This is a genomic window from Sulfitobacter sp. F26169L (assembly GCF_026410285.1).
In the GTDB taxonomy this organism is placed as follows: Bacteria; Pseudomonadota; Alphaproteobacteria; order Rhodobacterales; family Rhodobacteraceae; genus Sulfitobacter.
Genome location: NZ_JAPMLP010000001.1, coordinates 158,187 through 183,804 on the forward strand (window position 1 = coordinate 158,187; position 25,618 = coordinate 183,804).

The following is a 25,618-nucleotide window of genomic DNA, read 5'->3' on the forward strand; positions in this document are numbered from 1 at the left end:
TACAAGCAGCGCTTGCGGCACAATCGACGGATCATAGAAAGGCCATCAAATGTCCAAATACAATCGCAACTTCGAGCTGACCCTCGCTGACATTGATATGATCGAAGCAGCGCTGAACGTGGTGAAGCGTGATCTGTCGCTGGGGCGCGAGGGATCGCGTGCTTTGCTGCCGCCGTCGGCTGACAACAATCACACAGCGGAGATTGACGAACTGTTGGGCCGCTTGCACAACCAAAAAATATTCTACCGTCCCAGCAACGTGCCCTACGTCAGCGGCTGAACCATCTCTTTTTTCTGCGACTGCTCGGGCTGGCATTGTGTGTGATGCCCCATAAACCACACCCAAAACTGCGCCGCATTTACCATCACCTAAAAACCGGAGGTCACCATGGCAGAGCCATCGTATCTGGAAACCGCGCAAGGGCGCCGCATTGCCTATCATCTGACGCCGGGCGAGGGGCCGTGTGTGGTTTTTCTCGGTGGTCTGAAATCTGATATGGAGGGCACAAAGGCGGTGCATCTGGAAGATTGGGCCATTGCCAAGGGGCGCGCCTTTCTGCGGCTGGACTATTCCGGCCACGGTCAATCTTCGGGCAGCTTCGAAGAAGGCTGCATCGGGGACTGGCACGTCGATACGCTCGCCGCTGTTGATGCGCTGACAGAGGGGCCGATTGTGCCTGTCGGCTCGTCCATGGGGGGCTGGCAAGCGCTGTTGCTGGCGCGCGCGCGCCCCGAGCGGTTGGCCGGAATGGTCACCATTGCCGCAGCGCCCGATTTCACCGAAGAAGGCTGGTGGGCAGGCTTTGACGCCACTCAAAAGGCGCAACTGGAAGCGCAGGGGCGTGTTGAACTGCCTTCGGATTATATGGAACCATATGTCGTAACCAAGCGCATGATAGAGGACGGGCGCGCGCATCTGGTGCTGCGCGATCCGCTGGAACTGCCGTTTGCGGTGCGAATGCTGCAAGGAACTGCCGACACAGCGGTCAGCGTGGCCACGGCCACGCGTTTGCTGGAGCATGCCAGCAGCCCCGACATGCAACTGCTATTGGTGAAAGATGCCGATCACCGGTTTTCGGACGGTCCATGCCTTGGCCTGATCGAACAGGCAGTCGAAGACATACTGCGCGCCTGAACTGGAACGGGCTTTGCAGGCAACAATGACACAGGGCAGGGAACCTACCATTATGGAACAGCGGATCAGCCTGATCACACTTGGCGTACACGACCTGGATCGCATCACTACCTTCTACGAAACGCTCGGCTGGACGCGGGTTGAGTCGCAGGACGGAGTTGTTGCATTTGATCTGATCGGCCAGACGCTTGGCCTCTATCCGTTGGAAAAGCTGGCCGAAGACATTGGTGTGGCGGTTCAAACGCTGGGGCGGGGTGCGGCAACACTTGGCTACAATGTGCGCACCAAGGAAGAGGTTGCACCGCTGCTGGAACGAGCCAAAGCAGCTGGCGGCAAGATACTGCGTCCTGCTTCCGATGTCTTTTGGGGTGGGCATGTCGGCTATTTTGCTGATCCCGAAGGCACAATCTGGGAGGTGACGCACAATCCGTATTCGCCCCTGGCACCCGATGGCAGCTTTCGCTGGAACGGCCACTGATGCGCAAGCCACGCAGCATGTGGAGCCTTGAGACTTTCGGGCGGGTGCGCCTGTCCAGACATTTCTACATGCGGGATTTCCTGATGAGCGAGATCAGCGCGTTTCACGGGGTTCCAAATATTCCCGATAATCCCGATCTGGCCATCAAACACGGCACCTGCCTCTGCAAAGACCTGCTGGACCCGCTTGAAGAAACCTTTGGCCGCGTTGCTATCCGGTCGGGCTACCGCTCGGCGGCGCTGAATACATATGGCAACGAAAACAATCTGAACTGTGCGCGCAGTGACAACCCGGTCGAATGTCATATCTGGGATAGGGCAGAGCGCCCCATTGCTGGCACATCGCTGATTGTCCCGTGGTTTGCTGACCAATACGCGCGGGGGCGCGACTGGCGTGATCTGGCGTGGTGGATACATGACCATCTGCCCTATTCGGAAATGTGGTTCTTTCCCAAGCTGGCGGCATTCAATCTTGTATGGCGGCCAGAACCGCAGCGCACCATCAGCAGCTACATCGCGCCGCGTGGCATGTTACTGCGCGCTGGCGCGGACCCTGTTGAAAACCGTGCAGTCCGCGCGGCCCGATACGCGGATTTCCCCCCATTGCAGGGCATTGCATACCCCTGAGGGCTTGCACCTGCGCGCCCGGCACGGCATTGCTGGGCAAGAGCGTAACCGGAGTGAGACACCATGAAGGAACCACTGGTTCTGTTACCGGGTATGATGTGCGATGCGCGATTGTTCGGGCCGCAAATTGCCGAATTATCGCGCGATATCGCTGTCATGGTCGCACCCGTGACCGCAGGGGAAAGGATCGAGGAGATAGCCTCGACTTTGCTGGACGTTCTGCCAAAGCGGTTTGCGCTGGCGGGCTTGTCGATGGGCGGCGTGGTAGCGATGGAGGTTTTGCGCCGCGCGCCCGACCGCGTGACGCGCATTGCGCTGATGGATACGCATCCGCTGGCCGAAACCCCGGTGATCGCAGCCAACCGCGAGCCGCAGATCGTCAAGGTCCGCTCGGGGCGCCTGATGGAGGTGATGCGCGATGAAATCAAGCCTGCCTACCTCGCTCCCGGTCCCTACCGCAACGAGGTGATCGACCTTGTGATGGACATGGCGCAAACCCTCGGGCCCGAGATATTCATCCGTCAGTCGCGCGCGATGCAACGGCGTAAGGACCAGCAAGCAACGCTGCGCCGCTGCAAAGTGCCTGCCTTGGTGCTGTGCGGCGCGCATGATGCGCTATATCCTGTCAAACGCCATGAATTCATGGCGGAATTGATCCCCTACGCCAAATTGTGTGTGCTAGAGGGGGCTGGCCATCTGCCCACGCTTGAACAGCCAGACGAAACAACCTTAGCGCTGCGTGAATGGCTGACACAACCCTACGTCTTGCAATAACGTTTACTGTTAGAATTTGTGGAGAAGGGGCGTTCCGGTAAAGGAACCGGTCGCGCCGCAGCATTAAGCAGGTGTCAGTTTTTGCTGCTAAACGGAAGATCCCGATGTACCCCCGCCGCGCCACAACGGCGCGACAGGGGGGTATTAGCGAATTCTCAGGATTTCTTTTTGTTGCCGTTTGTCTTTTTGCCAGATGATTTCTGGACAGCGGCAATCCGGTCGGCATTCTCTTTATCAACAGCCGCTTTGGCCGCCGCTACCTTCGCTTCTGCGTCCTTGGCGGCAGCAATTTTGGCTGCGGTGATTTTGTCTTCAGCTTCCTTATACGCTGCAATCTTGGCAGCAGCGCTTTTCTCCGCGGCTTCCTTGTCTGCGGCGATTTTTGCCTCGGCAAACTTCTCGGCTGCGTCCTTGTCTGCCGCGATCTGCGCATCGGCACCGCGATCGGCCGCATCGCGGTAGGCTGAAATCTTTGCCGCCTCTTCTTTATCGTCCGCGACGGCCACGCCTGCTTTCAGCTTTGCCTGTTGCTTGCGGCGGAAACCGGGAGGGGTGGCTTTTTCATGATCGTCAATAAAATCCAGAACCAGCGGGCGGATATTGTCGCGCCAGCTTTTGCCGGCAAAAATACCGTAGTGGCCCGCACCGTCCTCGACGTGACTTGCCTTTTTGTCGTCAGGAAGACCGGTACACAGGTCAAGCGCGGCAATGCACTGTCCGGGTGCCGAAATATCGTCTTTGGTGCCCTCAACGGTGATAACGGCCACGGTTGTGATTTTGCCGATATCCACTTTCTTACCTTCGATGGTAAATTCGTTCTTTGCCACTTCACCGTTTTTGAAGATGCGGTCGACCGTGGACAGATAGAACTCAGCCGGCATATCCATCACTGACAGATACTCGTCGTAGAACTTGTTGTGCTTGTCAAATTCATGCGCTTCGCCTTTGGCGACACGCTGTATCTGGGTCATGAACGCGTCTTTGTGGTTGTCGAGATTCATCGAGATGAATGAATTCAACTGCAACAAACCTGGATAAACCTTGCGACCGACACCGTTGTATTTGAAGCCGACGTTCTGGATCATGAACTCTTCCAACTGCCCCATAGAAACAGCATGGCCAAAGTCGGTAACTTCGGTCGGGGCGGCGCTCGGATCAACTGGGCCACCGATCAGGGTCAGCGAGCTTGGCTGTGCCTTGGGATCTTCTTCGGCCAGATAGGCGGTGGCAACCAGCGCAAGCGGCGCGGGTTGGCACACGGCAATTACATGCGTGTCAGGCCCGAGGTGGCGCATGTAGTCCACCAGATGCAGGGTATAATCCTCAATATCGAATTTACCTGCGCTGACGGGGATATCACGGGCATTGTGCCAGTCGGTAATGTAAAGCTCGCATTCAGGCAGCAGGCTGATCACGGTTGAACGCAGCAGCGTCGCATAGTGGCCCGACATCGGTGCCACCAGCAGAACCTTGCGGCGTTTCTGGGTGCGGCCCTGAACGCGGAAATGCAGCAGATCGCCAAATGCGCCTTTGATTTCTATTTCTTCGTATACCAGACGGTCGGTCCCGTCCGCGCCCACGAACGGGGGAATGTTCCAGTCAGGCTTTGTAGCCATCCGGCTGAACGAGCGTTCGGTAACTTCGCCCCATGCACCGATCCATTGCAACGCAGGGTTGGGAAAGATAGAAAGAGCAGGATAGGCCGCCATCGCCTTTGCGGAAGCGCCGAGCCATTCGTTTGTGTTTCGTATTGTTTCCATAATGTCGTATGATGCCATTTGGCGCATAGCGAAGCTCCTGATCTATTACCCAATTTCATGGGGGGGTCATCTTCGCCGCGCGCCTCGGATGGGGCGGCTGGCCGAAAATGCTGCAGGTGCGAACATAGGATGGAATCGTTAAGATGACAACAGAATCTACAGAGAATGGTGAACCAACTGCGGCTTCTATGGCACGGATGACCGAAAACTTGAGTAAACTGGACGCTCTACGCGAGCGTTTGACCCATGTCATTGCAAATCGTCACACGCATCAGGCAGCCCTTGATGCCCCGAATCAAGAGCTGTTTACCAAAGCTGCACAAGCGTACATGCAGGAGGCGGTGACCAATCCTGCAAAGCTGATTGAACATCAAATGGCGTTCTGGACCAAATCTGTCACCCATTTTGTCGAAGCACAGCAGGCGTTGGCCAAAGGCACACTTTCCGCGCCGGAAGACCGCACCGCCAAAGACCGCCGTTTTACCAACCCGATGTGGGAACAACACCCCTATTTCAACTTCGTGAAGCAGCAATATTTTCTGAACGCCGAGGCAATAACACAAGCAGTTGAAAGCGTGCAGGACATGGAGCCGCGTGAAAAGCAGCGGCTGGCATATTTCTCCCGGCAGATCATCGACATGATGAGCCCGACAAATTTTCTCGCCACCAACCCCGATGCGCTGCAACGTGCAGTCGATACCGAAGGCGAAAGCCTGATTAAGGGTCTGGAAAATCTTATTTCGGATCTGGAGGCCAATAACGGCGAATTGATTGTGCGCCTTGCCGACGAGGATGCATTTGAACTTGGCGGCAATATCGCCACCAGTCCGGGAAAAGTAGTGTTCCGTAACAAGATGTTCGAATTGATCCAGTACACCCCGACCACCGAAAAGGTGCACGCCACGCCGCTGGTCGTTTTCCCGCCGTGGATCAACAAATACTATATCCTTGATTTGAAGGAACAGAACTCGCTTGTGAAATGGGTGCTGGATCAGGGCTACACCCTGTTTATGGTATCCTGGGTGAACCCCGATCCCAGCTACCGCGATGTTGGCATGGCTGATTACGTCGAGGACGGCTATCTGGAAGCGTTCCGCGAGGTGAAAGCGATCACCGGCGAAAAAGAGATTAACGTCATCGGCTACTGTATCGCTGGCACCACGCTGGCGCTGACGCTGTCGCTGATGAAGCAGCGCGGAGATACATCCGTAAAGTCCGCAACCTTCTTTACTGCCCTCACCGATTTTTCCGATCAGGGAGAGTTCCAGCCGTTCTTGACAGATGATTTCATCGACGGGATTGCGGCAGAGACAGAGGACAAGGGCATACTGCCCTCTATTGTGATGGCGCGTACGTTCTCCTTTCTGCGTTCCAACGATCTGGTCTACGGACCTGCGGTGAAAAGCTATATGATGGGGGAAACACCGCCAGCGTTCGATCTGCTGTACTGGAACGGCGACGGGGCCAACCTGCCTGCCAGAATGGCAATGGAATACCTGCGCGGGCTGTGTCAGGGCAACCAGCTTGCCGATGGCGGGTACGAATTGGGCGGTCACCGTCTGGTGCTGGATGATGTCGATGTGCCGCTATGTGCTGTTGCCTGCGAAACCGATCACATCGCACCATGGAAAGATTGCTATCGCGGTGTGCAGATGATGGGCAGCAAGAACAAGAAATTCATTATGACCCAGTCAGGCCACATCGCCGGCATCGTCAACCCGCCCAGCAAAGGCAAGTACGGCCACTATACCAACCCCGACATGTCTCTGGATCATACAGACTGGCAGGAGGGCGCGAAATTTACCGAAGGATCATGGTGGCCCACGTGGGAAAAATGGCTGACCGAACGTTCGGGAGAGATGATTCCCGCCCGAAAACCCGGAGATAACGGACAGGAAATTTTAGCCGATGCACCCGGCCCCTACGTTGCCGTTAAGGCAAGAGGCTGATTTCTCAGTCGTATTTGACGCTAGGGAACCCATATTGCTGCAGTGCAGAAAATACTTGCAATGCCGCGCTGCAGCATCTATATGTTTTGCAGACGCAGCGACTTGGATCACTCAAGGAACTGCAGTGAAATTCAATGGGGCGCTTTTGCCCTGATGATGCAAACAAAGGATGATACCAATGGCTAACGCAACAACACCAGACATGACAAAAATGCTCAAAGACATGATGGGTGCATTCCCTGTGGACACAGCGTCCATGGAAGCATCTTTCAAGACATCCGCAACGCTGAACGAAAAACTGTCCGGCGTAGCGCTGTCAGCAGTTGAGAAATCCACCGAGATTTCTTCCAAGTGGACAAAAGACACAGTTGCAAAACTGGCAGAAATGTCAAAAGCAAAGTCCGAGCCAGCTGACTACGCAAAAGCAATGACAGACTTCGCAACTGTATATTCGGAAGCCGCTTCCGAGCACATGGCAGCATTTGCCGAAGTTGCGAAAAAAGTTCAGATGGAAACTGTTGAGCTGATGATGGCCGCAGGTAAAGACCTGTCCAACGAAGCGACTGCCGCAATGACCAAAGCGTCCAGCGACGTTCAGGCCGCTGCGAAAAAAGCGACAACAAAATAAGTCTGGTTTCCAGACATTCCCTTCATCTTGAATGAAGCGGAGAGAGGAAGGGTGGGCTGCTTGCAGCTCGCCCTTTCTTTTTGCGCGTGTGGGGGCTAAGCTGCGGTGCAGCACAGTTCGTGGAGGAACTCACGTGGCAGAGACGGGAAAACCCCTTCTGATCAAGAGATACGCCAGCCGGCGGCTCTATAATACAGAAACAAGCGATTACGTTACGCTTGAAGATATCGCGGGTTTCATCCGTGACGGTCGTGAAGTCCAGATTATTGACCTGAAAACGGGTGATGACCTGACGCGCCAATACCTGCTTCAAATCATTGCAGAACATGAAAGCCGCGGAGAATCGGTGCTTCCGGTTGACGTGCTCAACGATCTTGTGCGCAGCTATATGACCGGAAAGGTCAGTGTTGTGCCAGAGTTCTTGAAGCAGTCGTTTGCGATGCTGCGTGACGGTCAAAGCAAGGTTATGGAGAATATGACTTCGCTGAACCCGCTCGCCAAGATGCCCGGATTTGAGGCGATGCAAGCGCAGCAGGAAGCGTTTATGAAAGCGATGACAGGCACTTGGCCTGCTGGCGGCAGCACGACCGAGCCAAAAAACTCTTCTGCTGAAAGCGAAGAGGATCTGGCGGCGATCAAGCGGCAGTTGGCCGAATTGCAGGAAAAGCTGTCAAAGCTGAAATAAAAGAAAACCGGCGGCAAAAATTGAAGTGATACAAGGCGGGGTTATGCCCGCCTTTTTTCGTCAAAAAGGGCTCGGTCCTTGCACAGTCTAAAGGCCTAATCTGTCGCGCAATGCATACCAACTCATCGCGAGCACCAGCAGCGGAGAGCGCATTGCCGGACCGCCAGGGAACGGCGTATTGGGCAGAGCCGCCAATGTGTCGAACCCGTCTGCATCACCCTGCACCGCACGTGCCATCAACTGCCCTGCGTGTGTGGCGGTGCCCACGCCATGCCCCGAATAGCCCGAAGCGGAGAGGATGTTTTTGCCAACCCGCGCAACGTAGGGCAGGCGTTTCATCGTAATCCCAAGAGTGCCACCCCAAGCGTAATCGATTTTCACATCGCTGAGGTGGGGAAACACAACCGACATCGGTTTGCGCACCTTCGCGGCAATGTCAGCGGGAAAACGGTAGCCATAACTTTCCCCACCGCCGAACAGCAGCCTGCCATCATGGCTCAACCGGAAATAGTTCACCACAAAGCGGCTGTCGGCCACGGCAACATCGCGCGGCAGAACATCTGCGATCCGCTCTCCCAATGGCTCCGTTGCGATGATGAAATTGTTGATGGGCATCACCCGCGCGGCGACTTTTCGGTTCAGGCCGCCCAGATACCCGTTGCAGGCAAGGATCACATGATCGGCCACCACATGCCCTGCGTCAGTGCGCACCGTGGCGTGGGTACCCTCATCTATGTGATGCACGGCGCTGCGTTCGTAAATGCGTACACCTGCCACATCAGCTGCCTGTGCAAGCCCCAGCGCGTAGTTAAGAGGATGCAGATGCGCTGCACCCATGTCCAGCACACCGCCGCGATAATCCGGCGAGGGGCATACGGACTGCAGCGCGGTATGGTCAAGCGTTTCGATTTCACCGTAGTTGTATTTACGCGCAAGGTGCTCGGCGTAGCCATGCAGGTGCCTAACCTCGCTTCCGGTCGACCCTGTCCATGCCACGCCCGGTTTCAGGTGACACTCTATCCGGTGTTTGCCGATCAACGACTTGACCAACTCTTTGGCATCCTCTGCCAGATTCCACAGTTTCGCCGCTTCCGGATCACCCAACAGCCGCTCAAGGTCGTCCTGCTCCATCCGTTGACCTGATCCCAACTGTCCGCCATTGCGCCCAGACGCGCCAAAGCCCACGCGCTGCGCATCCAGCAGCACCACGTCGCGGCCAGCCTGTGCCAGATGCAACGCGGCTGACAGCCCCGTGTAACCCGCGCCAATGACGCAGACATCCGCCTTGTGCGCGCCTTTCAGCGGGGCGCGCGGCGTTTGCGGGGTTGCCGTGGCTGCATACCAGCTGGGGGGGTAAGCGCCGCGTTTGTCGTTTGCGTAAAGCAGGTTCATCGGGAAAAATCAGACGTTAAGCAACAGGTGTTCACGCTCCCAAGGGGAGATGACCTGCAGGAATTCATCGTATTCGGCGTATTTGACTATGCTGTAAACGCGCGCAAATTCGGGGCCAAGAACCTCGTGCAGGGCGGTTGCCTCGTCAAATACCTGTAGCGCCTCGCCCATGGTGCGGGGGATGTCACCATCACCTGAATAGGCGTCACCTTTGAATTCGGCCAGCGGCAGTTTGCCTTCTTTCAATCCCAGATATCCGCAGGCCAGCGAAGCGGCGATGCCCAGATAGGGGTTGCAATCCATACCGGCCAGACGGTTTTCGACACGCCGCGCTGTTGGGCTGGACAGTGGAACACGGATGCCGGTTGTACGGTTGTCACGACCCCATTCCAGATTGATCGGGGCAGCGTGATCTTTCACATAGCGCCGGTAGCTGTTCACATAAGGTGCGATCACCGCCAGTGCCGAGGGCATGTGGTTCTGCAAACCCGCGATGAAATGCATGAAAGCATCTGTCTCGGCACCCTGCGCATCGGAAAAAATGTTCTTGCCTGTCTTCGCATCCAGAATTGAGTGATGGATGTGCATCGCCGAACCCGGCTCATCTGCGATGGGCTTGGCCATAAACGTAGCATAACATTCGTGACGCATTGCCGCTTCGCGGATCAGGCGTTTGAAATAAAACACCTCGTCCGCCAGCTTGACCGGATCACCGTGGATCAGGTTGATCTCCAACTGTCCCGCGCCGCCTTCCTGCGTGATGCCGTCGATTTCAAATCCCTGCGCCTCGGCGAAATCATAGATGTCGTCGATCACCGGCCCGAATTCGTCAACAGCTGTCATCGAATAGGCCTGACGCGCGGCCGCCGGACGGCCTGAACGGCCCATCATTGGTTTAATCTCTTGCGCGGGGTCCAGATTGCGCGCTGTCAGGAAAAATTCCATTTCTGGCGCTACGATAGGTTCCCAGCCCTCGGCGCGGTACAGATCGACAACGCGTTTTAACACGTTGCGCGGGCTGAACTCGACCACGTTTCCATCGCGGTCATAGGCGTCATGAATCACTTGCAGCGTCCAGTCCGCGGTCCACGGTGCGGCGGTGGCAGTCGACATATCGGGGCGCAGGACCATATCTTTTTCGGTAAAACCGTCTTCGCCAGCGGCCTCGCCCCATTCACCTGTGATGGTCTGGAAAAAGATGCTGTCGGGCAGGTGAAAGCTGTCTTGTTTGGCAAACTTCGAGGCTGGCACCGCCTTGCCGCGCGCAATTCCGGGAAGATCGGGAATAATGCATTCCACCTCATCCAGCCGGCGGTTTTTCAAGTAATCGGTCGCTGCCTTTGGCAGGTTTTTCTTCCAGTCGGCCATCACGCTCTCGCTTTGCTTTTGAAGAATTGCGCCATCTGTGTGGCGATATTTGCACTGTCGACAGGCAGGGATAGTGTTGTCGTCGCTGCCTCAAGATGGGCATCGGGCACCACACCTTTGCCACGGGTGCGGATCAGCCCGTCAATAAATTCCGGCGAAAATTCGGGGTGGGGCTGAATGGTCCAGATCGTATCGTCATAGGCCAGCATCGCATATTTGCAAAAATCCGATTGCCCTATCACCCGCGCGCCTTCGGGCAGCACGGTCACCTGATCCTGATGCCAGGCGTTCAGCGCAACGGGCTGACCGTCGAGCATGTAATTGACGCGCCCGACAGACCATCCGCCTTTGAACTTCTCAACCTTGCCGCCCATTGCCTGCGCGATAATCTGATGGCCGAAACAGACGCCCACCAACGGTTTGCCCGCCGCGTGGATCTCACGGATCAAGTCTTCCAGTGGCGGAATCCATGCATGATCTTCGTAGGCACCATGTTTGGAGCCTGTAATCAACCAGCCATCCGCGTCCTGCACGCCTTCGGGAAATTCACCGTCCACGACAGAAAATGTCTGGAAGGTGAAACCGTGGCCCGCAAGAAGACGCTCGAACATGGTGTCGTAGTTGCCAAGCTTGTCAATCAGCTCTTCGGGGGAATGGCCTGTGCGCAATATGCCTATTTTCATGGTTACACCGTATCCAGATAAATTTCGACCTGCTCGGCGCGGCTCAGTTCCTTCATGTAATGAAGCTCCTGACGTTTTGTCAGCACCAGATTCTGCACCAGCTCGGGGGCAAAAATGCGCGCAACGGCGGGGTCTTTTTCAAACGCATCAATGGCAGTTTCCCATGTATGCGGAATTTGTGGCAGATCGGCTGCATAGGCGTTTCCGGTGATCGGTTTCGGCGGGTCCAGCCCGTCTTCGATCCCGTTGATCGCCGCACCAAGGACCGCTGCGAGCATCAGATAGGGGTTCACATCGCCGCCCGATACGCGGTGTTCAATCCTCCGCGCTGCGGTGGAACCAGACGGAATCCGGATCGCCGAGGTGCGGTTTTCATAGGCCCAGCTGACGCCTGTGGGCGCATGGCTACCCGGCACCATGCGATCGAAACTGTTGGCATGGGGCGCAAATATTAGCGCGGAACCCGCCATTGCCTGCAAACAGCCGGCAACCGCGTGGCGCATGATGTCTGTGCCTTCGGGACCGCCGTTGTCAAAGACGTTTTTGCCGTCTGCATCCAGAACCGAAAAATGGGTGTGCAGCCCAGAACCTGCATAATCCTTGTAGGGTTTTGCCATAAAGCTGGCGGCAAACCCGTGACGCCGCGCCAATCCGCGTACCAGCATTTTGAACAGCCACGCATCATCCGCGGCGCGCAGTGCATCATCGCAGTGCATCATGTTGATTTCGAACTGCCCTAAACCCGCTTCCGAAATGGCGGTATCTGCGGGAATATCCATTTCCTCACAGGCGTCATACAGATCGGTGAAGAACTGGTCGAATTGATCGAGCGCCCGGATACTCAGGGTTTCTGCCCCCTTGCGTCGCTTGCCTGAAATTTCGGACGGCGGGATTTGCAGTTTGCGGCCACTGTCGTCGATCAGGAAAAACTCAAGCTCGACCGCGCAGACGGGGGTCAGGCCGCGTGCCTTGAACCGGTCAAGCACGGCGCGCAACGCATGGCGCGGATCACCCGCATAGGGCCGGCCGTCCTCGTGAAACATCCAGATCGGCAGTAGGGCGCTAGGCGCATCCAGCCACGGCATTGGCATAAATCCCCGCTCTGTCGGTTTTAGCACCCCGTCGCGGTCGCCGCTGTCAAACACCAGCGGGCTGTCGTCGATGTCTTCGCCCCAGATGTCCAGATTGAGAACAGAGAACGGAAAGCGCGTACCGTCTTGCGTGATTTTGTCGGCAAAACGTGTGGGGATACGTTTGCCGCGCGGAACACCGTTCAGATCGGCGGCCGCCACTCTGATGGTGCGAACGGAGGGATTTTTACGAAGCCAGTTGTGCATAAGTCACCAATTTGGTGCGCTGGCACATATCGGTTCACACCACGTGTGCCGCCGAAAGCCTGCGGCCAGCGCCGCGGGATTTGATCAAATTATTTCTACTACCGTATGAGATTGAGGCGCAAGCGCATTTTTTGTCTGACCTCTTGTGGCAGGTGGCGGTTCAGCCTGCGATTAACAAGACCGTAGGCCGCAATCACTGCCAATGTCAGCAAAATAAAATACCCCGCAAGGATAGGGTAGGGGATGAAGGGATTGAAAGTCTTGTCTGCAAAGTAGCTGGCGTAATAGAGCGCATCGCCGCGTTGCTGCCATGCTGGAAAACTGGAGATATAAACCAGCGTAGTTGCATGGAACAGAAAGATTGCCTCATTAGTATAGGCGGGCCACGCAAGACGCATCATGGTAGGCCAGATCACCCGTTTGAAACGGCTCCAGCCGCTGAGGCCATAGGCATCCGCCGCCTCTACATCGCCTTTCGGTATGGATTGAAGTGCGCCATAGAAAATCTCGGCGGAGTAGGCCGAGGTGTTGCAGATCAGAACGAGCAATGCACCCAGCCAAGCGGCGGTAAACGGGTTAAAGAAATCAAACTGGGATTTCAGGCTGAGGAAGACGAAGTAGGCAAAGAAGAACTGGATAAACAAAGGTGAGCCGCGGAAGATGAATATGAACCATTCCGAGGGTTTGCGTATCAAAGCACGGCTGCTTGCCTTGCCCATGGCAAGGGCAGTGGCGCAAAAAAAGCCGATGATCAGGGCAGTCAGGCCGAAATAGATATTCCAGATCATTCCTGAACCGATCAGCGTGAATTGCTCGCACAATGTAAAGTTCTCGCGCGGAAGCAGACGTTCGCCAATGCCGATTGCGCGCAAGCCATAGTCCTGAATTGTCTGCAGACAGCTCACGCCATTTTCCTTTGTGCTTCACCGCCGGTTGTGGCCTGACCACGCGTCAGACGCCGCATCATCCGCGCAAGTGCAAGTTCGGAGACATAGGTGAAGCCGAGGTAGAATACCAACAGCGCCATAAAATACCACATCCGCCAGTCGGGGTGGGGGTAATCCGTAAATCGGGGCGTTTTGGATCCGCCCAACTCGCGCGCCCAATAGACAATATCTTCGACGCCGAGCAGGAACAGCAGCGGGGTTGCCTTGATCAGGACCATCCACAGATTGCCCAGTCCCGGAAGGGCATACACCCACATCTGCGGGACCAGTACGCGCCAGAAGGTCTGGCGCTGGGACATGCCGTAGGCTTGGGCTGTTTCGATCTGTGCATGGGGGACGGCGCGCATGGCGCCAAATAAAACATTGGCGGCAAATGCGCCGAATACAATCGCAAAGGTGATAACCGCCAGACCGAAGCCGTATGTTTCATGTACCCATTGCGGAGAGTTTCCGAGTGGCATTTTGGCAGCCTGACAGACGATGAAATCATTGCCCTGACGGATCGGCATATCCCAATCAGGACAGAGGGCCTTGTGGCGTAGGTATTCGATGCCTTGGTCCAGCGCGATGACGAAAAACAGGAAGAATGCGATATCGGGCACGCCGCGCACAAGGGCGATATAGGTCTTGCCGAGCCAGCGCAGCGGAGCGATCCGCGAGCGCGCGGCAGAAGCACCACCAAACCCGAACGCGAGCGCAACAGGCGCTGTAATGGCGAGCAATGTCAAAACAGTAAGCACCGACCAATAGAGGTTCATGTGCTTTCCCGTTGTCAGGTAGCAGCTGAGCCATTTCAGGCCCTCGATCTGTGAGGGGTCGGCGCAATAACTGAAGATGGGATCGCTCGCTTGGGGGAAGGGGGGTGGGTGTTAGATTGTCGGGACGTGTTTACTGCAAAATCGAAGGGAGGCACGGCGCCCCCCTTCGAGTCGTTATTAGAACTTTGCCGCAGTTGGCAGGTACTTTTCGATCATCGCGTTCAGCGAGCCGTCCGCTTTCATGGACTGGATGGCTTTGTTGAATGTTTCGCGCAGATCGCCGTCGCTTTCGCGGATGCCAAGACCGATGCCGCCGCCGAGCAGAATGTCCTCGCCCATCAGAGAAAGGTCGGCTTCGGCTTCTGCGATTGGCTCAAGGAAGGCCTTGTCGGCCAGAACCGCATCGGCTTCGCCGTTTTTGACAGCAGCTACAGTTTCTTCTGGCGTTGCAAATTCAACCAGTGTCGCACCATCCATCGAGGCAACGTGGCTGGCCTGAATTGTGCCGGTCTGTGCGGCGATGATTGCGCCGGACAGATCGACGCCCTCCATGGCGAGGAAGGAGGACGGATCGGGCTGGGTGTAGGGATCGGAGAAATCGATCACTTCGTCACGCTCGTCCGTGATGGACATGCCGGCGATGATCACATCGTAGTTGCCCGACACGAGGTTGGGGATAATGCTATCCCACTCGTTTGTGACCCATTCGCACTTCAGTTCTGCACGCAGGCAGAGCTCGTCACCGACTTCGCGTTCGAAACCGGCGACCTCGCCGTTGTCGTCAAGGAAATTGTAGGGGGGGTAGCCGCCTTCGGTACCCAGACGGATTGTTTTGGCGTGGCTGTCGGCCATCGCCATTCCGGCAGTGAGTGCAAGGGCGCTGACGCCGAGGATTAGGTTTTTCATGTGGTTTCTCCCAAGGTTTACCATTTAAGGTTTATGTGGCGTGGGTTGCAGACAGGAACCCACGCAGTCGTTCCGATTTTGGCGCGCCGAACAGGGTTTCGGGCACGCCTTTTTCTTCGATCAGGCCCTGATGCAGGAATACGACAGTGTCCGACACATCGGCGGCCAGTTTCATATCATGGGTGACGATCATCATCGTGCGCCCTTCGGTGGCAAGATCTTTGATGACCTTGATTACTTCCTGTTCCAGTTCGGGATCAAGCGCCGATGTCGGCTCGTCGAAAAGCAGCGCTTCCGGCTCCATACACAGGGCGCGCGCAATTGCGGCCCGCTGTTGCTGGCCGCCGGACAGCTGCGCAGGGTACACATCACATTTGTCACCAATGCCGACCTTGTCCAGATAGGCGCGCGCAGCGCTTTCCACTTCTGCGCGGTCGCGGCCCAGCACGGTCAGCGGCGCTTCCATTACATTTTGCAGGATGCTCATGTGCGCCCAGAGGTTGAACTGCTGGAACACCATGGACAGGTTGGTGCGGATGCGCAGCACCTGTTTGGCATCCGACGGGCGGCGCGCATGGCCGCTTCCGCGCCAGCTGACCGGTTCACCTTTGAACAAAACCTCGCCCTGTTGACTATTTTCGAGCAGGTTTGCACAGCGCAGCAGCGTCGATTTACCCGAGCCGGACGACCCGATGAGCGAGATCACGTGACCTTTCGGCGCGGCGATGCTGACGCCCTTCAACACTTCCAAAGCGCCGTAAGCTTTGTGCAGGTCGCGGATTTCAATAACAGGGATTTCTGACGTCACGTGTTGGCCATTTTTGCAGTTGCGAAGAACATATGATGCGAGAATCGGATCATATGCAACGTTGAATAGGCAAACAGACGGTTTGCTTCCTTTGCGTTAGCTTGGAGTCAGCCCTCGACGCGCTTGCGGGCTTGTGCGCTGTCCATATCTGTCACGCCCAGCAGATTGGCCACCAAACGCAATAGCGCGTCCTCTTCCTTGGCGCGCGCGCCGTCTGCCAGCACGACTTCCCACAACGCTTCTACCACGGCAAGGCGGTCATCGTAGGCAACAGTATCTTTGATAGAACGGGTGAAACGCACCGTGTCCGGTGCCTCGGCTTCCAGTGTCTCGGCGTCTGCAAGCAGGGCATCACGGGCAGCGTCATCCAGCGCATAGCGGTTGCTGATGATGCTCTGGATACGGCTGCGTTCGGCCGGGCTATACTCGTTATCCGAGCGCGCGACCCGTACCAAAAGGGCGGTGAGGGCCAGACGTGCATCGGTGTCGGGCAGCGGGGCGGGGGCCGGATCGGTCAGCCGTTTTAGAAAATCTGCAAACATGAGGTTCTACCTAGGGGACGGGGGCGCGTTTACAACTTGCCTAATGCGTTTTTTCGTGCGGCGGCGATGTCCGCATCGCTGAGGCCGAGCGCGGTTTCAATGGCAAGCAGCTGCATTTCTTCGTCGGCATCGCGGCGACCATCTGCCATGGCGACTGCCCACATCGCATCTGCCAGCGCTTTGCGTTCGGCGTAATCCACCTCGTCACGCAGAATCTTGGTGAACTCCGGTGTTCCAGGTGCATGACGTTCCAACGCCTCGCATTCAGCGCGCAATTTGGCGGCGTCCAGCGGCTTCAGATCAAATGTCGCTGACAGGACGCGATCGATCTGCGCCACTTCGGCGGCGAGATACTGGCGGTTGGCAAGTGCCACGCGCACCAAAAGCGCGCCAAGCGCAAGCTGCGCATTGGGCTGGGGAAGTGGTTCGGGTGTGCGCACGCGGCGCGGAAAAAGAAGTTCTAGCATAGGTGTAATATTATCCCCGATCAGAGATTTTGCCAACGGGCTTCAGGCGTCGTAGCCTTCGACGATGATCAGGCTACCATCAGCCACTGTCATGCGGATGTCTTTGGCGTTCTGGTATCCGGCGCTCTCGTAGCATGCCACCGCTTCGGCGTAGCTTGGAAATTCGATCACAACCGTTCGAGCGTGGGCTGTGCCTTCGCGCACCTGTTGGGTGCCGCCGCGCACAAGAAATTTTGCACCATATTCCGCAAAGGGTTTGGCATTTGCCGCGCGATATTTTTCATACACTTGCGCATCGCGAACATCCATATTCCCGATCCAGTAACCTTTTTTCGACATTTCCGGTTTCTCCCTTCTGATGTTGTCAGAGCAGCTTGGCATAGCGCGCGCCAAGGCGTCTGGCCTCCTCCGCCAATCCGTAAGGCGGGTTTAACACGAACATGCCGGAGCCTACCATACCGTGTCCCGGGCGGGCAGGCGCAAACCGGACCTCGTGGCGCAGCGCGTCTTTGTGCTGCGCACTCAGCGCCTCCAGCATTGGTCCGTGCGCGCCGCTTTTCAGGATCGGATACCACAGCGCGATAATACCGACATTCCATGCGCGGTGCAGCTTGGCGATGTGGCGAAATATATCATCATAGTCGGATTTGATCTCGTAGCTGGGATCGATCAGTAACAGTCCGCGCCGCGGCGTCGGCGGGCACAGCGCAAAGGCCATCTCGAACCCGTCGCGCAGATGGCATTTCGCCCCTGTCGGTGACATCGCCAACTCAAGCGCGGCATGTTCTGCGGGGTGAAGCTCGGCAAGGTGGATTTTATCTGAGGGGCGCAGCAGATGGGATGCGATTAGCGGTGATCCGGGGTAGGCGTTGGGGCCATCCTCGGCGCTGACGCGCTCCAAAACCTGCGTATAGGGGTGTTCAGGCCCGAACCAGCCGCGCGTACGGGCAATGCCAGCTGCAGCCTCTCCTGTCTTGCGCGCTTCTTCCGCGTCCAGATCATACAGCGCACGGCCTGCATGTGTCTCAAGGTAGGTAAGCGGCTTATCCTTGCGTGTAAGATAGGCGAGCATCCACGACAGCAGGCTGTGCTTGTGAACGTCTGCAAGGTTTCCCGCATGATAGATGTGTTGGTAACTGAGCATAGCAGCGGTGTAGCGGATAGCGCCACATGCGCAATGTCAAATCAGCGCTGTCGCGGTTCAATTGGCAGCTTGAACTATGCGCAATCGACACTTTCACCGGCGCAGCCCTGCCGCTTGAATTAAGGAAATTTGAACTTATCAATAAGATAGGTCATATTAGATAACATAAGAACAAAATAATCGAGTGGTTTTCCAAAATGAATGTCGCACTTCATGCGGTCTGGGACGCGTTCCTGCGCCCGCTGCTACAGCGTCCCAAGAAATTGCAGGTTGCTGCCCTGTGTCGTCGCGGAAGCGGGGCGGAGCGTGAATATCTGCTTATTACAAGCCGCGATACCGGTCGCTGGATCATTCCTAAAGGCTGGCCGATCCGTGGCCTTAATTCGAACGAAACTGCGCTTCAGGAGGCGTGGGAAGAGGCCGGCGTAAAGAACAGTTGTGCCTCCAGCGCACCGGTCGGACGTTATACCTACAACAAGCGGCGCGCCTCCGGACTGGAAGTTCCTGTGGAAACGCTGGTCTATTCTGTCGATGTGCGCGATCTGGCCGCCGAATTTCCCGAAGCGGGAGAGCGTAAACGCAAATGGGTCAAGGCGAGCGATGCTGCCAAAATGGTGAACGAGCCGGAACTAAAGACAATTTTTCACAACTGCGCAAAAAATGCGGGCGGTGCCGATTTGCCAGGTTGATTTCTGGCAAAACACAGCGATAAGTCTTCGCCCAACGGGGGACTGTATCACATGACAGAACAACAAGGCGATCCACGCCATCTAGAAACGCTGGATCGCGATCTAGCGCGTTATTCCACTCTTGAACTCGCTACCAGCTACGTGTCTCGGCCTATGGTCGGGCCGGGGATCGGGCTGGTATTCATCCTGATGGCGGGTCTGGCAGCAATGCTGTTCTTCGGGCAAACCAGCAATTCTTTGATTGTAGTTATCGCGGCCTGTCTGGGTGCGTATATGGCGCTAAATATTGGCGCCAATGATGTAGCCAATAACATGGGGCCTGCGGTCGGTGCGAACGCACTGTCGATGGGGGGGGCCATCGCCATCGCCGTGGTGTTTGAAAGCGCGGGCGCACTGCTTGCGGGGGGGGATGTTGTATCCACCATCGCGAAAGGCATCATCGCGCCCGAAAGTATCGGCACCAGTTCGATCTTTATCTGGGCAATGATGGCGGCCCTGTTGTCGGCAGCGTTATGGGTCAACCTTGCCACGTGGGTGGGCGCACCGGTTTCGACCACACACTCCGTGGTTGGTGGCGTTATGGGCGCGGGAATTGCAGCAGCGGGGTTTGCAGCAGTCAACTGGCCCACAATGGCAGGCATTGCGGCAAGCTGGGTGATTTCGCCGCTGCTGGGCGGTTTGATTGCCGCAATGTTTTTGTGGCTGATCAAGTCCCGTATCATCTACCGCGATGACAAAATTGCAGCCGCACGTGTCTGGGTGCCTATTCTCGTAGGGATTATGGCGGGCACATTCTCGGCCTATCTGGCGCTGAAAGGGCTAAAGAAGGTTATCAAGATTGATATGCCAACGGCATTGTTGATCGGCGCAGCACTGGGGGCGCTGGTCTGGGTCGTGATGATACCTGTGATCCGCAAGCAATCCGAAGGTTTGGAAAACCGAAACAAGTCACTGAAAGTGCTGTTCGGTATTCCGCTTGTTGTCTCAGCGGCATTGCTCAGCTTTGCACACGGCGCAAATGACGTTGCAAATGCGGTTGCACCACTGGCGGCTATTGTTCAGGCGTCGCAGTCTGACAATTTTTCAGACGCGGTTAGCATCCCTTTTTGGGTGATGGTGATCGGTGCGTTCGGGATATCTTTCGGCCTGTTTTTGTTCGGACCAAAACTGATCCGTATGGTGGGCGGCCAGATTACCAAGTTAAATCCGATGCGGGCTTATTGTGTAGCGCTGTCTGCGGCGCTTACCGTTATTATCGCCAGTTGGCTGGGTCTGCCCGTCAGTTCGACACATATCGCGGTGGGTGGCGTGTTTGGTGTGGGGTTCTTCCGTGAATGGGATGCAGAACGCCGGATCAACAAGCAACGCCTCGAAATGCCCGATCGCCCTGTTTACGCCCCGGAGGAGCGGCGCCGACGTAAGCTGGTACGCCGTTCGCATTTCCTGACAATTCTGGCGGCGTGGGTGATCACGGTGCCTGCCGCGGCGCTTTTGTCCGGGACAATCTTTGTGCTGATCAATCTGGCAGTCGGTTAACGATAAACCGGTGCGGCGCCCCTTTTCAGGGGTGCCGCATCATACCAGACGCGACATATCCTTGGCTGCTTTTACGAATCCTTCAAACAGCGGATGCGGTTTGAACGGTTTTGATTTCAATTCGGGATGGAACTGCACCCCGATAAACCACGGATGATCCGCCCACTCGACGATTTCGGGCAGCTTGCCATCGGGTGACATGCCTGAAAACACCAGACCGACTTCTTCCAGCTTATCACGGTAGGCAATATCGACTTCGTAGCGATGGCGATGGCGCTCGTCGATCTTGGTAGTGCCGTAAATCTCGGCAACTTTCGAGCCTTCCTTCAACGTGGCGTTATATGCGCCCAGGCGCATCGTGCCACCCTTGTCGTCGCCAATCTTGCGCTCGACCTTGTGATTGCCCTGCACCCATTCCTTGAGGTGATAAACAACAGGTTCAAACCGCTTCTTTCCGGCGGATTCGTGGTCAAACTCTTCCGATCCGGCAGTGGCAAGTCCGGCCACATTGCGCGCCGCCTCGATCACAGCCATTTGCATGCCCAGACAGATGCCGAGGTACGGGACCTTGTGTTCGCGCGCATATTGCGCTGCCTTGATTTTGCCTTCGGTGCCGCGTTCGCCGAACCCGCCCGGAACAAGTATCGCGTGATAGCCTTCCAATTGCCGAGCTACATCGTCGGATTTGTCAAAAATCTCTGCATCGACCCATTCAACCTTCACGCGCACACGGTTGGCCATGCCGCCATGTGTCAACGCTTCGGCGATGGATTTATAGGCATCGCCCAACTGGGTGTATTTGCCCACAATGGCAACCTTCACTTCGCCTTCGGGGTTATGGATGCGGTCATAAACGTCGTGCCAGACAGTCAGATCGGGGCGCGGCGCGGGGGAGATATCGAACGCATCCAGAACCGCCTGATCCAATCCTTGGGCATGGTACGCCAGAGGTGCCTCGTAAATTGATTTCAGATCATAGGCCGCGACAACCGCTTCTTTACGCACATTACAGAACAGGGCGATCTTTTCCCGCTCTTTTTCGGGGATCGGATGTTCGGAGCGGCAGACAAGGATATCAGGCGCGATGCCGATGCTCTGCAATTCCTTGACCGAGTGTTGTGTGGGCTTTGTTTTCAACTCGCCACTGGCGGCAAGATAGGGCAACAGCGTCAGATGCATAAAGATGCACTGGCCGCGCGGCTTGTCGTGGCTGAACTGACGGATCGCCTCGAAAAACGGCAGGCCTTCGATATCGCCGACAGTACCGCCGATCTCGCACAGCATAAAATCGACTTCGTCTTCGTCAACGGCAAGGAAATCCTTGATCTCGTTTGTGACATGCGGAATCACCTGAATGGTTTTGCCCAGATAATCGCCGCGCCGCTCTTTCTCCAGCACGGTGGAATAGATGCGCCCCGACGAAACGGAATCGGTCTTGCGCGCAGAGACGCCGGTAAAACGTTCGTAATGGCCCAGATCCAGATCGGTTTCGGCGCCGTCATCGGTGACAAACACCTCGCCATGTTCAAACGGGCTCATCGTGCCGGGATCGACGTTGAGATAGGGATCAAGCTTGCGCAGCCGAACAGAGTATCCGCGTGCCTGTAGCAATGCGCCCAAAGCTGCCGATGCAAGCCCCTTGCCCAGAGAAGATACAACACCGCCGGTGATGAAAATATAGCGTGCCATTTGAAGATTCTCCCGTGCGCGTGTCAGCGTTTTTTAATCAATCAGGGCCTGTTTGAAGGCCCCCGAAAGCGGCGCAAAACCTGCACCATCACGGGGTTTCCTTCTAACAGGATTCGGATAGCCAAGGCAAGGCGATGGCCGCAACATGATGTTGCGTAAAGTCACGATGCCTCAACTTGTTGAGTTTCGTAGCTTAATCGACAGTTGGCACCAGTGGCGCGTTGTCACCTTCAGCAGGCGGCAGCAGATCGTTGACGTCAGGTGTGGTGACCCCGTCATTCTGATTCAACGCTGGCGGCGACGCCGACAGACGATCCAGTACCGAAACACCGGCAGATTTTTGCGCCGATACAATTGTAAGAGTGATGGAAGTCACCACAAACGCAGCACCCAATATCCATGTGACCTTGCTCATCGCAGTTGCTGGCGGGCGACCGGAGTTTGCACCACCGCCACCAATGCCAAGACCGCCCCCTTCGGAGCGTTGCAGCAGCACAACGCCGATCAGACCAAGCGCAAGAAGGAGGTGGACGATCAGGATGACGTTTTCATTTATCATGGGGTGCAGACTGCTCTTTTAAGGGTCGGTTTCAGGGTATCTAGGCATATTTGACTATGGGGGCAAGGGAGGATGCGCGCGCCGGTCATGCGCAGGGTCGCAGACAGGCTGATAATTGCAAGGCGGGACCTGTATAACATCCGTCACGTGATCACGTCGGACGGCGTTGTTGAGACCTAAGTGGCCTCAATACACCCCGCCCACCGTCCCGTGTTCAGGCATCGACATCATCCACGTCGGCTTGGCCGGACAGGCTGCGCCGCACGATGCTCCAGCTGAGGCCGATTGCCAGAACAAAACTAAGCACGGCGAGGCCAAGCCAAACATTCATGCTGGGGTCTTTTAGACGTAACACACCGAGATCATAGAGGACCCAGATACCCGCACCAACCACAGCCAGCACCAGAACCATTCCCAGACCGCCGATGCTGCGTAAAGTGGCGCGCAAATAGATGATATAGCCGATCAACAGGAGCAGGCCGGTAAGTACGGCAATAGATACATTCATTCCACCGTAGCTGCGGACCCACTGAACATAATTGTACTCTGTCGGGTTGAACGTGGTAGCGAGCAATAAAAATGCGAAGACCCAACGCAGCAAAAAGCCCATAATGTGTCGTCCTTTGCCTAATCCGGCTGCAATATCGATGGGCTGAAAAGAAAAGTCTATGCCTACAGCGCAGTTTCCGGTTCCCAGCACCCGCGCGGGCAGCTATACGGACGCGGGTTTGGATTGCGCATACGGCGTGTCTGCCACTGCTTTGGAAGGAATATCATGGCCAATGTTGTTGTCGTAGGTGCCCAGTGGGGCGACGAAGGTAAGGGCAAGATCGTAGACTGGTTGTCTGAACGTGCTGATGTGATCGCACGTTTTCAGGGCGGCCATAACGCGGGCCATACACTGGTCATTGATGGCGAGGTGTTTAAACTGTCGCTGTTGCCTTCGGGCATTGTGCGTGGTGGCAAGCTGTCAGTCATCGGCAACGGCGTCGTTCTGGACCCCTGGCACCTGAAGAAAGAAATTGAAGGCCTGCGCGGGCAGGGGGTAACGATCACGCCCGAAACGCTGATGATCGCGGAAAACACGCCGCTGATCCTGCCAATTCATGGCGAGTTGGACCGCGCGCGCGAAGAACAGACATCGGTTGCCAAAATCGGCACCACGGGGCGCGGTATCGGCCCTGCGTACGAGGACAAGGTGGGCCGCCGCTCGGTTCGGGTGGCTGATCTGGCCGATGACGCCACGCTGGAATTGCGTGTTGACCGCGCGCTGGTACACCATGACGCGCTGCGCCGAGGTCTTGGACTGGAACCTGTGGACCGTGCCCGACTGCTGGCCGATCTGCGCGAGATCGCGCCTTCGGTTCTGGAATACGCCGCGCCGGTTTGGAAGATCTTAAACGAAAAGCGCCGCGCGGGGAAGCGTATCCTGTTTGAAGGGGCGCAGGGCGCGTTGCTGGACATCGATTTCGGAACATATCCGTTTGTAACGTCATCCAACGTCATTGCAGGGCAGGCGGCAACGGGTACCGGCATCGGCCCCGGATCAATTGATTTTGTTCTGGGTATCGTCAAGGCCTATACCACCCGCGTTGGCGAAGGGCCGTTTCCGGCCGAGCTGAACGATGCGGACGGCCAGCGTCTGGGTGAGCGGGGCCATGAATTTGGCACTGTCACCGGTCGCAAGCGCCGCTGTGGCTGGTTCGATGCCGTGCTGGTGCGCCAGACATGCGCGACATCGGGTGTGAACGGTATTTCGTTTACCAAGCTTGACGTGCTGGACGGATTCGAGACGCTAAAAATCTGCGTGGCCTATGAATTGGATGGCAAGCGGCTGGACTATTTGCCCACCGCCGCAGACCAGCAAGCGCGCTGTACGCCGATCTACGAAGAGATGCCGGGCTGGTCGCAATCAACCGAAGGGGCGCGGTCTTGGGCTGATCTACCTGCGGAAGCGATCAAATACGTGCGCCGTGTCGAGGAACTGATCGAATGTCCGGTTGCATTGTTGTCTACGTCACCCGAGCGTGAGGACACCATTCTGGTTACCGACCCCTTCGCGGATTAAGTGTCACAGTTGAAAACGCGGCGGCGCGGGCCAGTTTCCAGTCTGCACCGCCCCTGAACCGGAAGGAAACTGTTATGGCAATGAGCTATAAATCCCGCCGCCGCTGGTCGCTGTTTGTGCTGCTTATTGCTCTGCCGGTATATATCGTCGCGATGATCTATGTGATCTCGCTGTTCAACCGACCGCCTTTCTGGCTGGAACTGATCATCTACGTGGGCTCCGGTGTGATTTGGGCGTTTCCGCTGAAGGCTGTATTCAAAGGTGTGGGACAGGCTGATCCCGATGCACCGCAGGACCCGCCTGCATGAAGGCAGCGATTCCAGTCCTGCGCAGTTTTGATGAAGCGGTGACAAAGGCGTTCTATCTGGACTTTTTGGGCTTCGAGGTCGTGTTCGAACATCGATTTTCGCCAGACGCCCCTTTGTATCTGGGTGTGCGTCAAGGCGGGTGTGAAATCCATCTATCCGAACATTTCGGTGATGGGACTCCTGGCACAGTTTTGCGGATCGAGGTTGAGGAGGTGGCAGCGCTGTGCGCATCCTTGATCGGCAAACATTACAAACATGCCAAACCTGATTGGCAACGCCAACCTTGGGGCTGGGACGAAATGTGCATTGCCGATCCGTCAGGTAACAAGCTGATTTTTGCCTCGCCAAATGATGCAAAGTGAAAAGGCGGACTATAAGGCAC

The 25,618-nt window shown here is 56.4% G+C and carries 28 protein-coding genes and 1 pseudogene; 13 read left to right on the forward strand and 16 right to left on the reverse strand.

What is annotated here, in order from left to right; all coding sequences use genetic code 11:
- Positions 1-49: 49 nt before the first annotated feature.
- The 5 genes from OS189_RS00755 to OS189_RS00775 all read left to right on the forward strand — a co-directional run bounded on the left by OS189_RS00755 (position 50) and on the right by OS189_RS00775 (position 3,013).
- A complete protein-coding gene (locus OS189_RS00755; RefSeq protein WP_267165371.1) occupies positions 50-280 on the forward strand; it encodes a hypothetical protein in 231 nt (76 codons plus the stop codon).
- Between the two features lie 108 nt (positions 281-388).
- Positions 389-1,135, forward strand: a complete 747-nt coding sequence (locus OS189_RS00760) for an alpha/beta fold hydrolase (protein ID WP_267165372.1) — start codon at positions 389-391, stop codon at positions 1,133-1,135.
- Between the two features lie 52 nt (positions 1,136-1,187).
- Positions 1,188-1,613, forward strand: coding sequence for a VOC family protein (locus OS189_RS00765; RefSeq protein WP_267165373.1), 426 nt, complete (start codon positions 1,188-1,190; stop codon positions 1,611-1,613).
- Between the two features lie 17 nt (positions 1,614-1,630).
- Positions 1,631-2,239: a hypothetical protein gene (locus tag OS189_RS00770; protein WP_267166038.1), complete on the forward strand. Its 609-nt coding sequence runs from the start codon at positions 1,631-1,633 to the stop codon at positions 2,237-2,239.
- Between the two features lie 63 nt (positions 2,240-2,302).
- A complete protein-coding gene (locus OS189_RS00775) occupies positions 2,303-3,013 on the forward strand; it encodes an alpha/beta fold hydrolase (RefSeq protein ID WP_267165374.1) in 711 nt (236 codons plus the stop codon).
- Between the two features lie 533 nt (positions 3,014-3,546).
- On the opposite strand, the pseudogene phaZ reads toward OS189_RS00775, so the two are convergent.
- Positions 3,547-4,800: pseudogene (phaZ, locus tag OS189_RS00780) on the reverse strand (polyhydroxyalkanoate depolymerase); the annotation flags it as partial.
- 116 nt (positions 4,801-4,916) lie between these two features.
- Between phaZ and OS189_RS00785 the strand changes: the two are divergent.
- The 3 genes from OS189_RS00785 to phaR all read left to right on the forward strand — a co-directional run bounded on the left by OS189_RS00785 (position 4,917) and on the right by phaR (position 8,035).
- Positions 4,917-6,722, forward strand: coding sequence for a PHA/PHB synthase family protein (locus OS189_RS00785; protein ID WP_267165375.1), 1,806 nt, complete (start codon positions 4,917-4,919; stop codon positions 6,720-6,722).
- A 178-nt stretch (positions 6,723-6,900) separates the two neighbouring features.
- Positions 6,901-7,350 carry a phasin family protein gene (locus OS189_RS00790; RefSeq protein ID WP_267165376.1) on the forward strand — a complete coding sequence of 150 codons (450 nt, stop codon included), beginning with the start codon at positions 6,901-6,903 and terminating at the stop codon, positions 7,348-7,350.
- 133 nt (positions 7,351-7,483) lie between these two features.
- Entirely contained in the window at positions 7,484-8,035 is a 552-nt protein-coding gene (gene phaR, locus OS189_RS00795; RefSeq protein ID WP_267165377.1) for a polyhydroxyalkanoate synthesis repressor PhaR, read from the forward strand.
- 87 nt (positions 8,036-8,122) lie between these two features.
- On the opposite strand, the gene OS189_RS00800 is transcribed toward phaR, so the two are convergent.
- The 12 genes from OS189_RS00800 to OS189_RS00855 all read right to left on the reverse strand — a co-directional run bounded on the left by OS189_RS00800 (position 8,123) and on the right by OS189_RS00855 (position 18,387).
- Entirely contained in the window at positions 8,123-9,427 is a 1,305-nt protein-coding gene (locus tag OS189_RS00800; RefSeq protein ID WP_267165378.1) for an NAD(P)/FAD-dependent oxidoreductase, read from the reverse strand.
- 9 nt (positions 9,428-9,436) lie between these two features.
- Positions 9,437-10,795 (reverse strand): glutamine synthetase family protein, encoded by a 1,359-nt coding sequence (locus OS189_RS00805; protein WP_267165379.1) that lies wholly within the window; start codon positions 10,793-10,795, stop codon positions 9,437-9,439.
- Positions 10,795-11,478, reverse strand: a complete 684-nt coding sequence (locus OS189_RS00810) for a type 1 glutamine amidotransferase (protein WP_267165380.1) — start codon at positions 11,476-11,478, stop codon at positions 10,795-10,797. Before OS189_RS00810 ends, OS189_RS00805 begins: the two co-directional genes overlap by 1 nt.
- Before the next feature lie 2 nt (positions 11,479-11,480).
- A complete protein-coding gene (locus OS189_RS00815) occupies positions 11,481-12,815 on the reverse strand; it encodes a glutamine synthetase family protein (protein ID WP_267165381.1) in 1,335 nt (444 codons plus the stop codon).
- 98 nt (positions 12,816-12,913) lie between these two features.
- Positions 12,914-13,720, reverse strand: a complete 807-nt coding sequence (locus tag OS189_RS00820; protein ID WP_267165382.1) for an ABC transporter permease — start codon at positions 13,718-13,720, stop codon at positions 12,914-12,916.
- Complete coding sequence (locus OS189_RS00825; protein ID WP_267166039.1) at positions 13,717-14,598, reverse strand: ABC transporter permease; 882 nt, start codon at positions 14,596-14,598, stop codon at positions 13,717-13,719. Before OS189_RS00825 ends, OS189_RS00820 begins: the two co-directional genes overlap by 4 nt.
- Before the next feature lie 99 nt (positions 14,599-14,697).
- Positions 14,698-15,426 (reverse strand): transporter substrate-binding domain-containing protein, encoded by a 729-nt coding sequence (locus tag OS189_RS00830; RefSeq protein ID WP_267165383.1) that lies wholly within the window; start codon positions 15,424-15,426, stop codon positions 14,698-14,700.
- A 31-nt stretch (positions 15,427-15,457) separates the two neighbouring features.
- The gene (locus OS189_RS00835; protein WP_267165384.1) at positions 15,458-16,234 is read right to left on the reverse strand and encodes an ABC transporter ATP-binding protein; all 777 of its coding nucleotides are present in this window, start codon (positions 16,232-16,234) and stop codon (positions 15,458-15,460) included.
- A 107-nt stretch (positions 16,235-16,341) separates the two neighbouring features.
- Positions 16,342-16,776 carry a tellurite resistance TerB family protein gene (locus tag OS189_RS00840; RefSeq protein ID WP_267165385.1) on the reverse strand — a complete coding sequence of 145 codons (435 nt, stop codon included), beginning with the start codon at positions 16,774-16,776 and terminating at the stop codon, positions 16,342-16,344.
- Between the two features lie 29 nt (positions 16,777-16,805).
- Entirely contained in the window at positions 16,806-17,243 is a 438-nt protein-coding gene (locus tag OS189_RS00845; protein WP_267165386.1) for a tellurite resistance TerB family protein, read from the reverse strand.
- Between the two features lie 42 nt (positions 17,244-17,285).
- Positions 17,286-17,582 carry a DUF1330 domain-containing protein gene (locus OS189_RS00850; protein WP_267165387.1) on the reverse strand — a complete coding sequence of 99 codons (297 nt, stop codon included), beginning with the start codon at positions 17,580-17,582 and terminating at the stop codon, positions 17,286-17,288.
- A 25-nt stretch (positions 17,583-17,607) separates the two neighbouring features.
- The gene (locus OS189_RS00855; protein ID WP_267165388.1) at positions 17,608-18,387 is read right to left on the reverse strand and encodes a 23S rRNA (adenine(2030)-N(6))-methyltransferase RlmJ; all 780 of its coding nucleotides are present in this window, start codon (positions 18,385-18,387) and stop codon (positions 17,608-17,610) included.
- Between the two features lie 197 nt (positions 18,388-18,584).
- Here OS189_RS00855 and OS189_RS00860 point away from each other — a divergent pair, with 197 nt between their 5' ends.
- Both OS189_RS00860 and OS189_RS00865 read left to right on the forward strand, forming a co-directional pair.
- Positions 18,585-19,076, forward strand: coding sequence for an NUDIX hydrolase (locus OS189_RS00860; protein ID WP_267165389.1), 492 nt, complete (start codon positions 18,585-18,587; stop codon positions 19,074-19,076).
- Between the two features lie 51 nt (positions 19,077-19,127).
- A complete protein-coding gene (locus OS189_RS00865; protein WP_267165390.1) occupies positions 19,128-20,612 on the forward strand; it encodes an inorganic phosphate transporter in 1,485 nt (494 codons plus the stop codon).
- A 39-nt stretch (positions 20,613-20,651) separates the two neighbouring features.
- Here OS189_RS00865 and pyrG read toward each other — a convergent pair whose 3' ends face one another.
- The 3 genes from pyrG to OS189_RS00880 form a co-directional block, all read right to left on the reverse strand.
- Entirely contained in the window at positions 20,652-22,301 is a 1,650-nt protein-coding gene (gene pyrG / locus OS189_RS00870; protein ID WP_267165391.1) for a CTP synthase, read from the reverse strand.
- A gap of 193 nt (positions 22,302-22,494) precedes the next feature.
- On the reverse strand, positions 22,495-22,860 hold the full coding sequence (gene secG / locus OS189_RS00875) for a preprotein translocase subunit SecG (protein WP_267165392.1): 366 nt from the start codon (positions 22,858-22,860) through the stop codon (positions 22,495-22,497).
- 214 nt (positions 22,861-23,074) lie between these two features.
- A complete protein-coding gene (locus OS189_RS00880; RefSeq protein WP_267165393.1) occupies positions 23,075-23,470 on the reverse strand; it encodes a DUF6524 family protein in 396 nt (131 codons plus the stop codon).
- Positions 23,471-23,635: 165 nt separating this feature from the next.
- Here OS189_RS00880 and OS189_RS00885 point away from each other — a divergent pair, with 165 nt between their 5' ends.
- From OS189_RS00885 to OS189_RS00895, 3 genes are all read left to right on the forward strand, one after another.
- The gene (locus tag OS189_RS00885; protein ID WP_267165394.1) at positions 23,636-24,928 is read left to right on the forward strand and encodes an adenylosuccinate synthase; all 1,293 of its coding nucleotides are present in this window, start codon (positions 23,636-23,638) and stop codon (positions 24,926-24,928) included.
- A gap of 74 nt (positions 24,929-25,002) precedes the next feature.
- On the forward strand, positions 25,003-25,236 hold the full coding sequence (locus OS189_RS00890) for a DUF2842 domain-containing protein (RefSeq protein WP_267165395.1): 234 nt from the start codon (positions 25,003-25,005) through the stop codon (positions 25,234-25,236).
- Positions 25,233-25,598 carry a glyoxalase superfamily protein gene (locus tag OS189_RS00895; protein ID WP_267165396.1) on the forward strand — a complete coding sequence of 122 codons (366 nt, stop codon included), beginning with the start codon at positions 25,233-25,235 and terminating at the stop codon, positions 25,596-25,598. Before OS189_RS00890 ends, OS189_RS00895 begins: the two co-directional genes overlap by 4 nt.
- The last annotated feature ends 20 nt before the right edge of the window (positions 25,599-25,618 follow it).

What these genes read in the sequence shown, in the direction of transcription:
- OS189_RS00790 (WP_267165376.1), top strand. Translation starts at nt 6,901, where the DNA reads ATGGCTAACGCAACAACACCAGACATGACAAAAATGCTCAAAGACATG.
- OS189_RS00850 (WP_267165387.1), bottom strand. Translation starts at nt 17,582, where the DNA reads ATGTCGAAAAAAGGTTACTGGATCGGGAATATGGATGTTCGCGATGCG.
- OS189_RS00775 (WP_267165374.1), top strand. Translation starts at nt 2,303, where the DNA reads ATGAAGGAACCACTGGTTCTGTTACCGGGTATGATGTGCGATGCGCGA.
- OS189_RS00880 (WP_267165393.1), bottom strand. Translation starts at nt 23,470, where the DNA reads ATGGGCTTTTTGCTGCGTTGGGTCTTCGCATTTTTATTGCTCGCTACC.
- pyrG (WP_267165391.1), bottom strand. Translation starts at nt 22,301, where the DNA reads ATGGCACGCTATATTTTCATCACCGGCGGTGTTGTATCTTCTCTGGGC.
- OS189_RS00845 (WP_267165386.1), bottom strand. Translation starts at nt 17,243, where the DNA reads ATGCTAGAACTTCTTTTTCCGCGCCGCGTGCGCACACCCGAACCACTT.
- OS189_RS00805 (WP_267165379.1), bottom strand. Translation starts at nt 10,795, where the DNA reads ATGGCCGACTGGAAGAAAAACCTGCCAAAGGCAGCGACCGATTACTTG.
- OS189_RS00890 (WP_267165395.1), top strand. Translation starts at nt 25,003, where the DNA reads ATGGCAATGAGCTATAAATCCCGCCGCCGCTGGTCGCTGTTTGTGCTG.
- OS189_RS00765 (WP_267165373.1), top strand. Translation starts at nt 1,188, where the DNA reads ATGGAACAGCGGATCAGCCTGATCACACTTGGCGTACACGACCTGGAT.
- OS189_RS00815 (WP_267165381.1), bottom strand. Translation starts at nt 12,815, where the DNA reads ATGCACAACTGGCTTCGTAAAAATCCCTCCGTTCGCACCATCAGAGTG.
- OS189_RS00760 (WP_267165372.1), top strand. Translation starts at nt 389, where the DNA reads ATGGCAGAGCCATCGTATCTGGAAACCGCGCAAGGGCGCCGCATTGCC.
- OS189_RS00840 (WP_267165385.1), bottom strand. Translation starts at nt 16,776, where the DNA reads ATGTTTGCAGATTTTCTAAAACGGCTGACCGATCCGGCCCCCGCCCCG.
- secG (WP_267165392.1), bottom strand. Translation starts at nt 22,860, where the DNA reads ATGATAAATGAAAACGTCATCCTGATCGTCCACCTCCTTCTTGCGCTT.
- OS189_RS00855 (WP_267165388.1), bottom strand. Translation starts at nt 18,387, where the DNA reads ATGCTCAGTTACCAACACATCTATCATGCGGGAAACCTTGCAGACGTT.
- OS189_RS00865 (WP_267165390.1), top strand. Translation starts at nt 19,128, where the DNA reads ATGACAGAACAACAAGGCGATCCACGCCATCTAGAAACGCTGGATCGC.
- OS189_RS00885 (WP_267165394.1), top strand. Translation starts at nt 23,636, where the DNA reads ATGGCCAATGTTGTTGTCGTAGGTGCCCAGTGGGGCGACGAAGGTAAG.
- OS189_RS00860 (WP_267165389.1), top strand. Translation starts at nt 18,585, where the DNA reads ATGAATGTCGCACTTCATGCGGTCTGGGACGCGTTCCTGCGCCCGCTG.
- OS189_RS00810 (WP_267165380.1), bottom strand. Translation starts at nt 11,478, where the DNA reads ATGAAAATAGGCATATTGCGCACAGGCCATTCCCCCGAAGAGCTGATT.
- OS189_RS00770 (WP_267166038.1), top strand. Translation starts at nt 1,631, where the DNA reads ATGTGGAGCCTTGAGACTTTCGGGCGGGTGCGCCTGTCCAGACATTTC.
- OS189_RS00785 (WP_267165375.1), top strand. Translation starts at nt 4,917, where the DNA reads ATGACAACAGAATCTACAGAGAATGGTGAACCAACTGCGGCTTCTATG.
- OS189_RS00800 (WP_267165378.1), bottom strand. Translation starts at nt 9,427, where the DNA reads ATGAACCTGCTTTACGCAAACGACAAACGCGGCGCTTACCCCCCCAGC.
- OS189_RS00755 (WP_267165371.1), top strand. Translation starts at nt 50, where the DNA reads ATGTCCAAATACAATCGCAACTTCGAGCTGACCCTCGCTGACATTGAT.
- OS189_RS00895 (WP_267165396.1), top strand. Translation starts at nt 25,233, where the DNA reads ATGAAGGCAGCGATTCCAGTCCTGCGCAGTTTTGATGAAGCGGTGACA.
- OS189_RS00830 (WP_267165383.1), bottom strand. Translation starts at nt 15,426, where the DNA reads ATGAAAAACCTAATCCTCGGCGTCAGCGCCCTTGCACTCACTGCCGGA.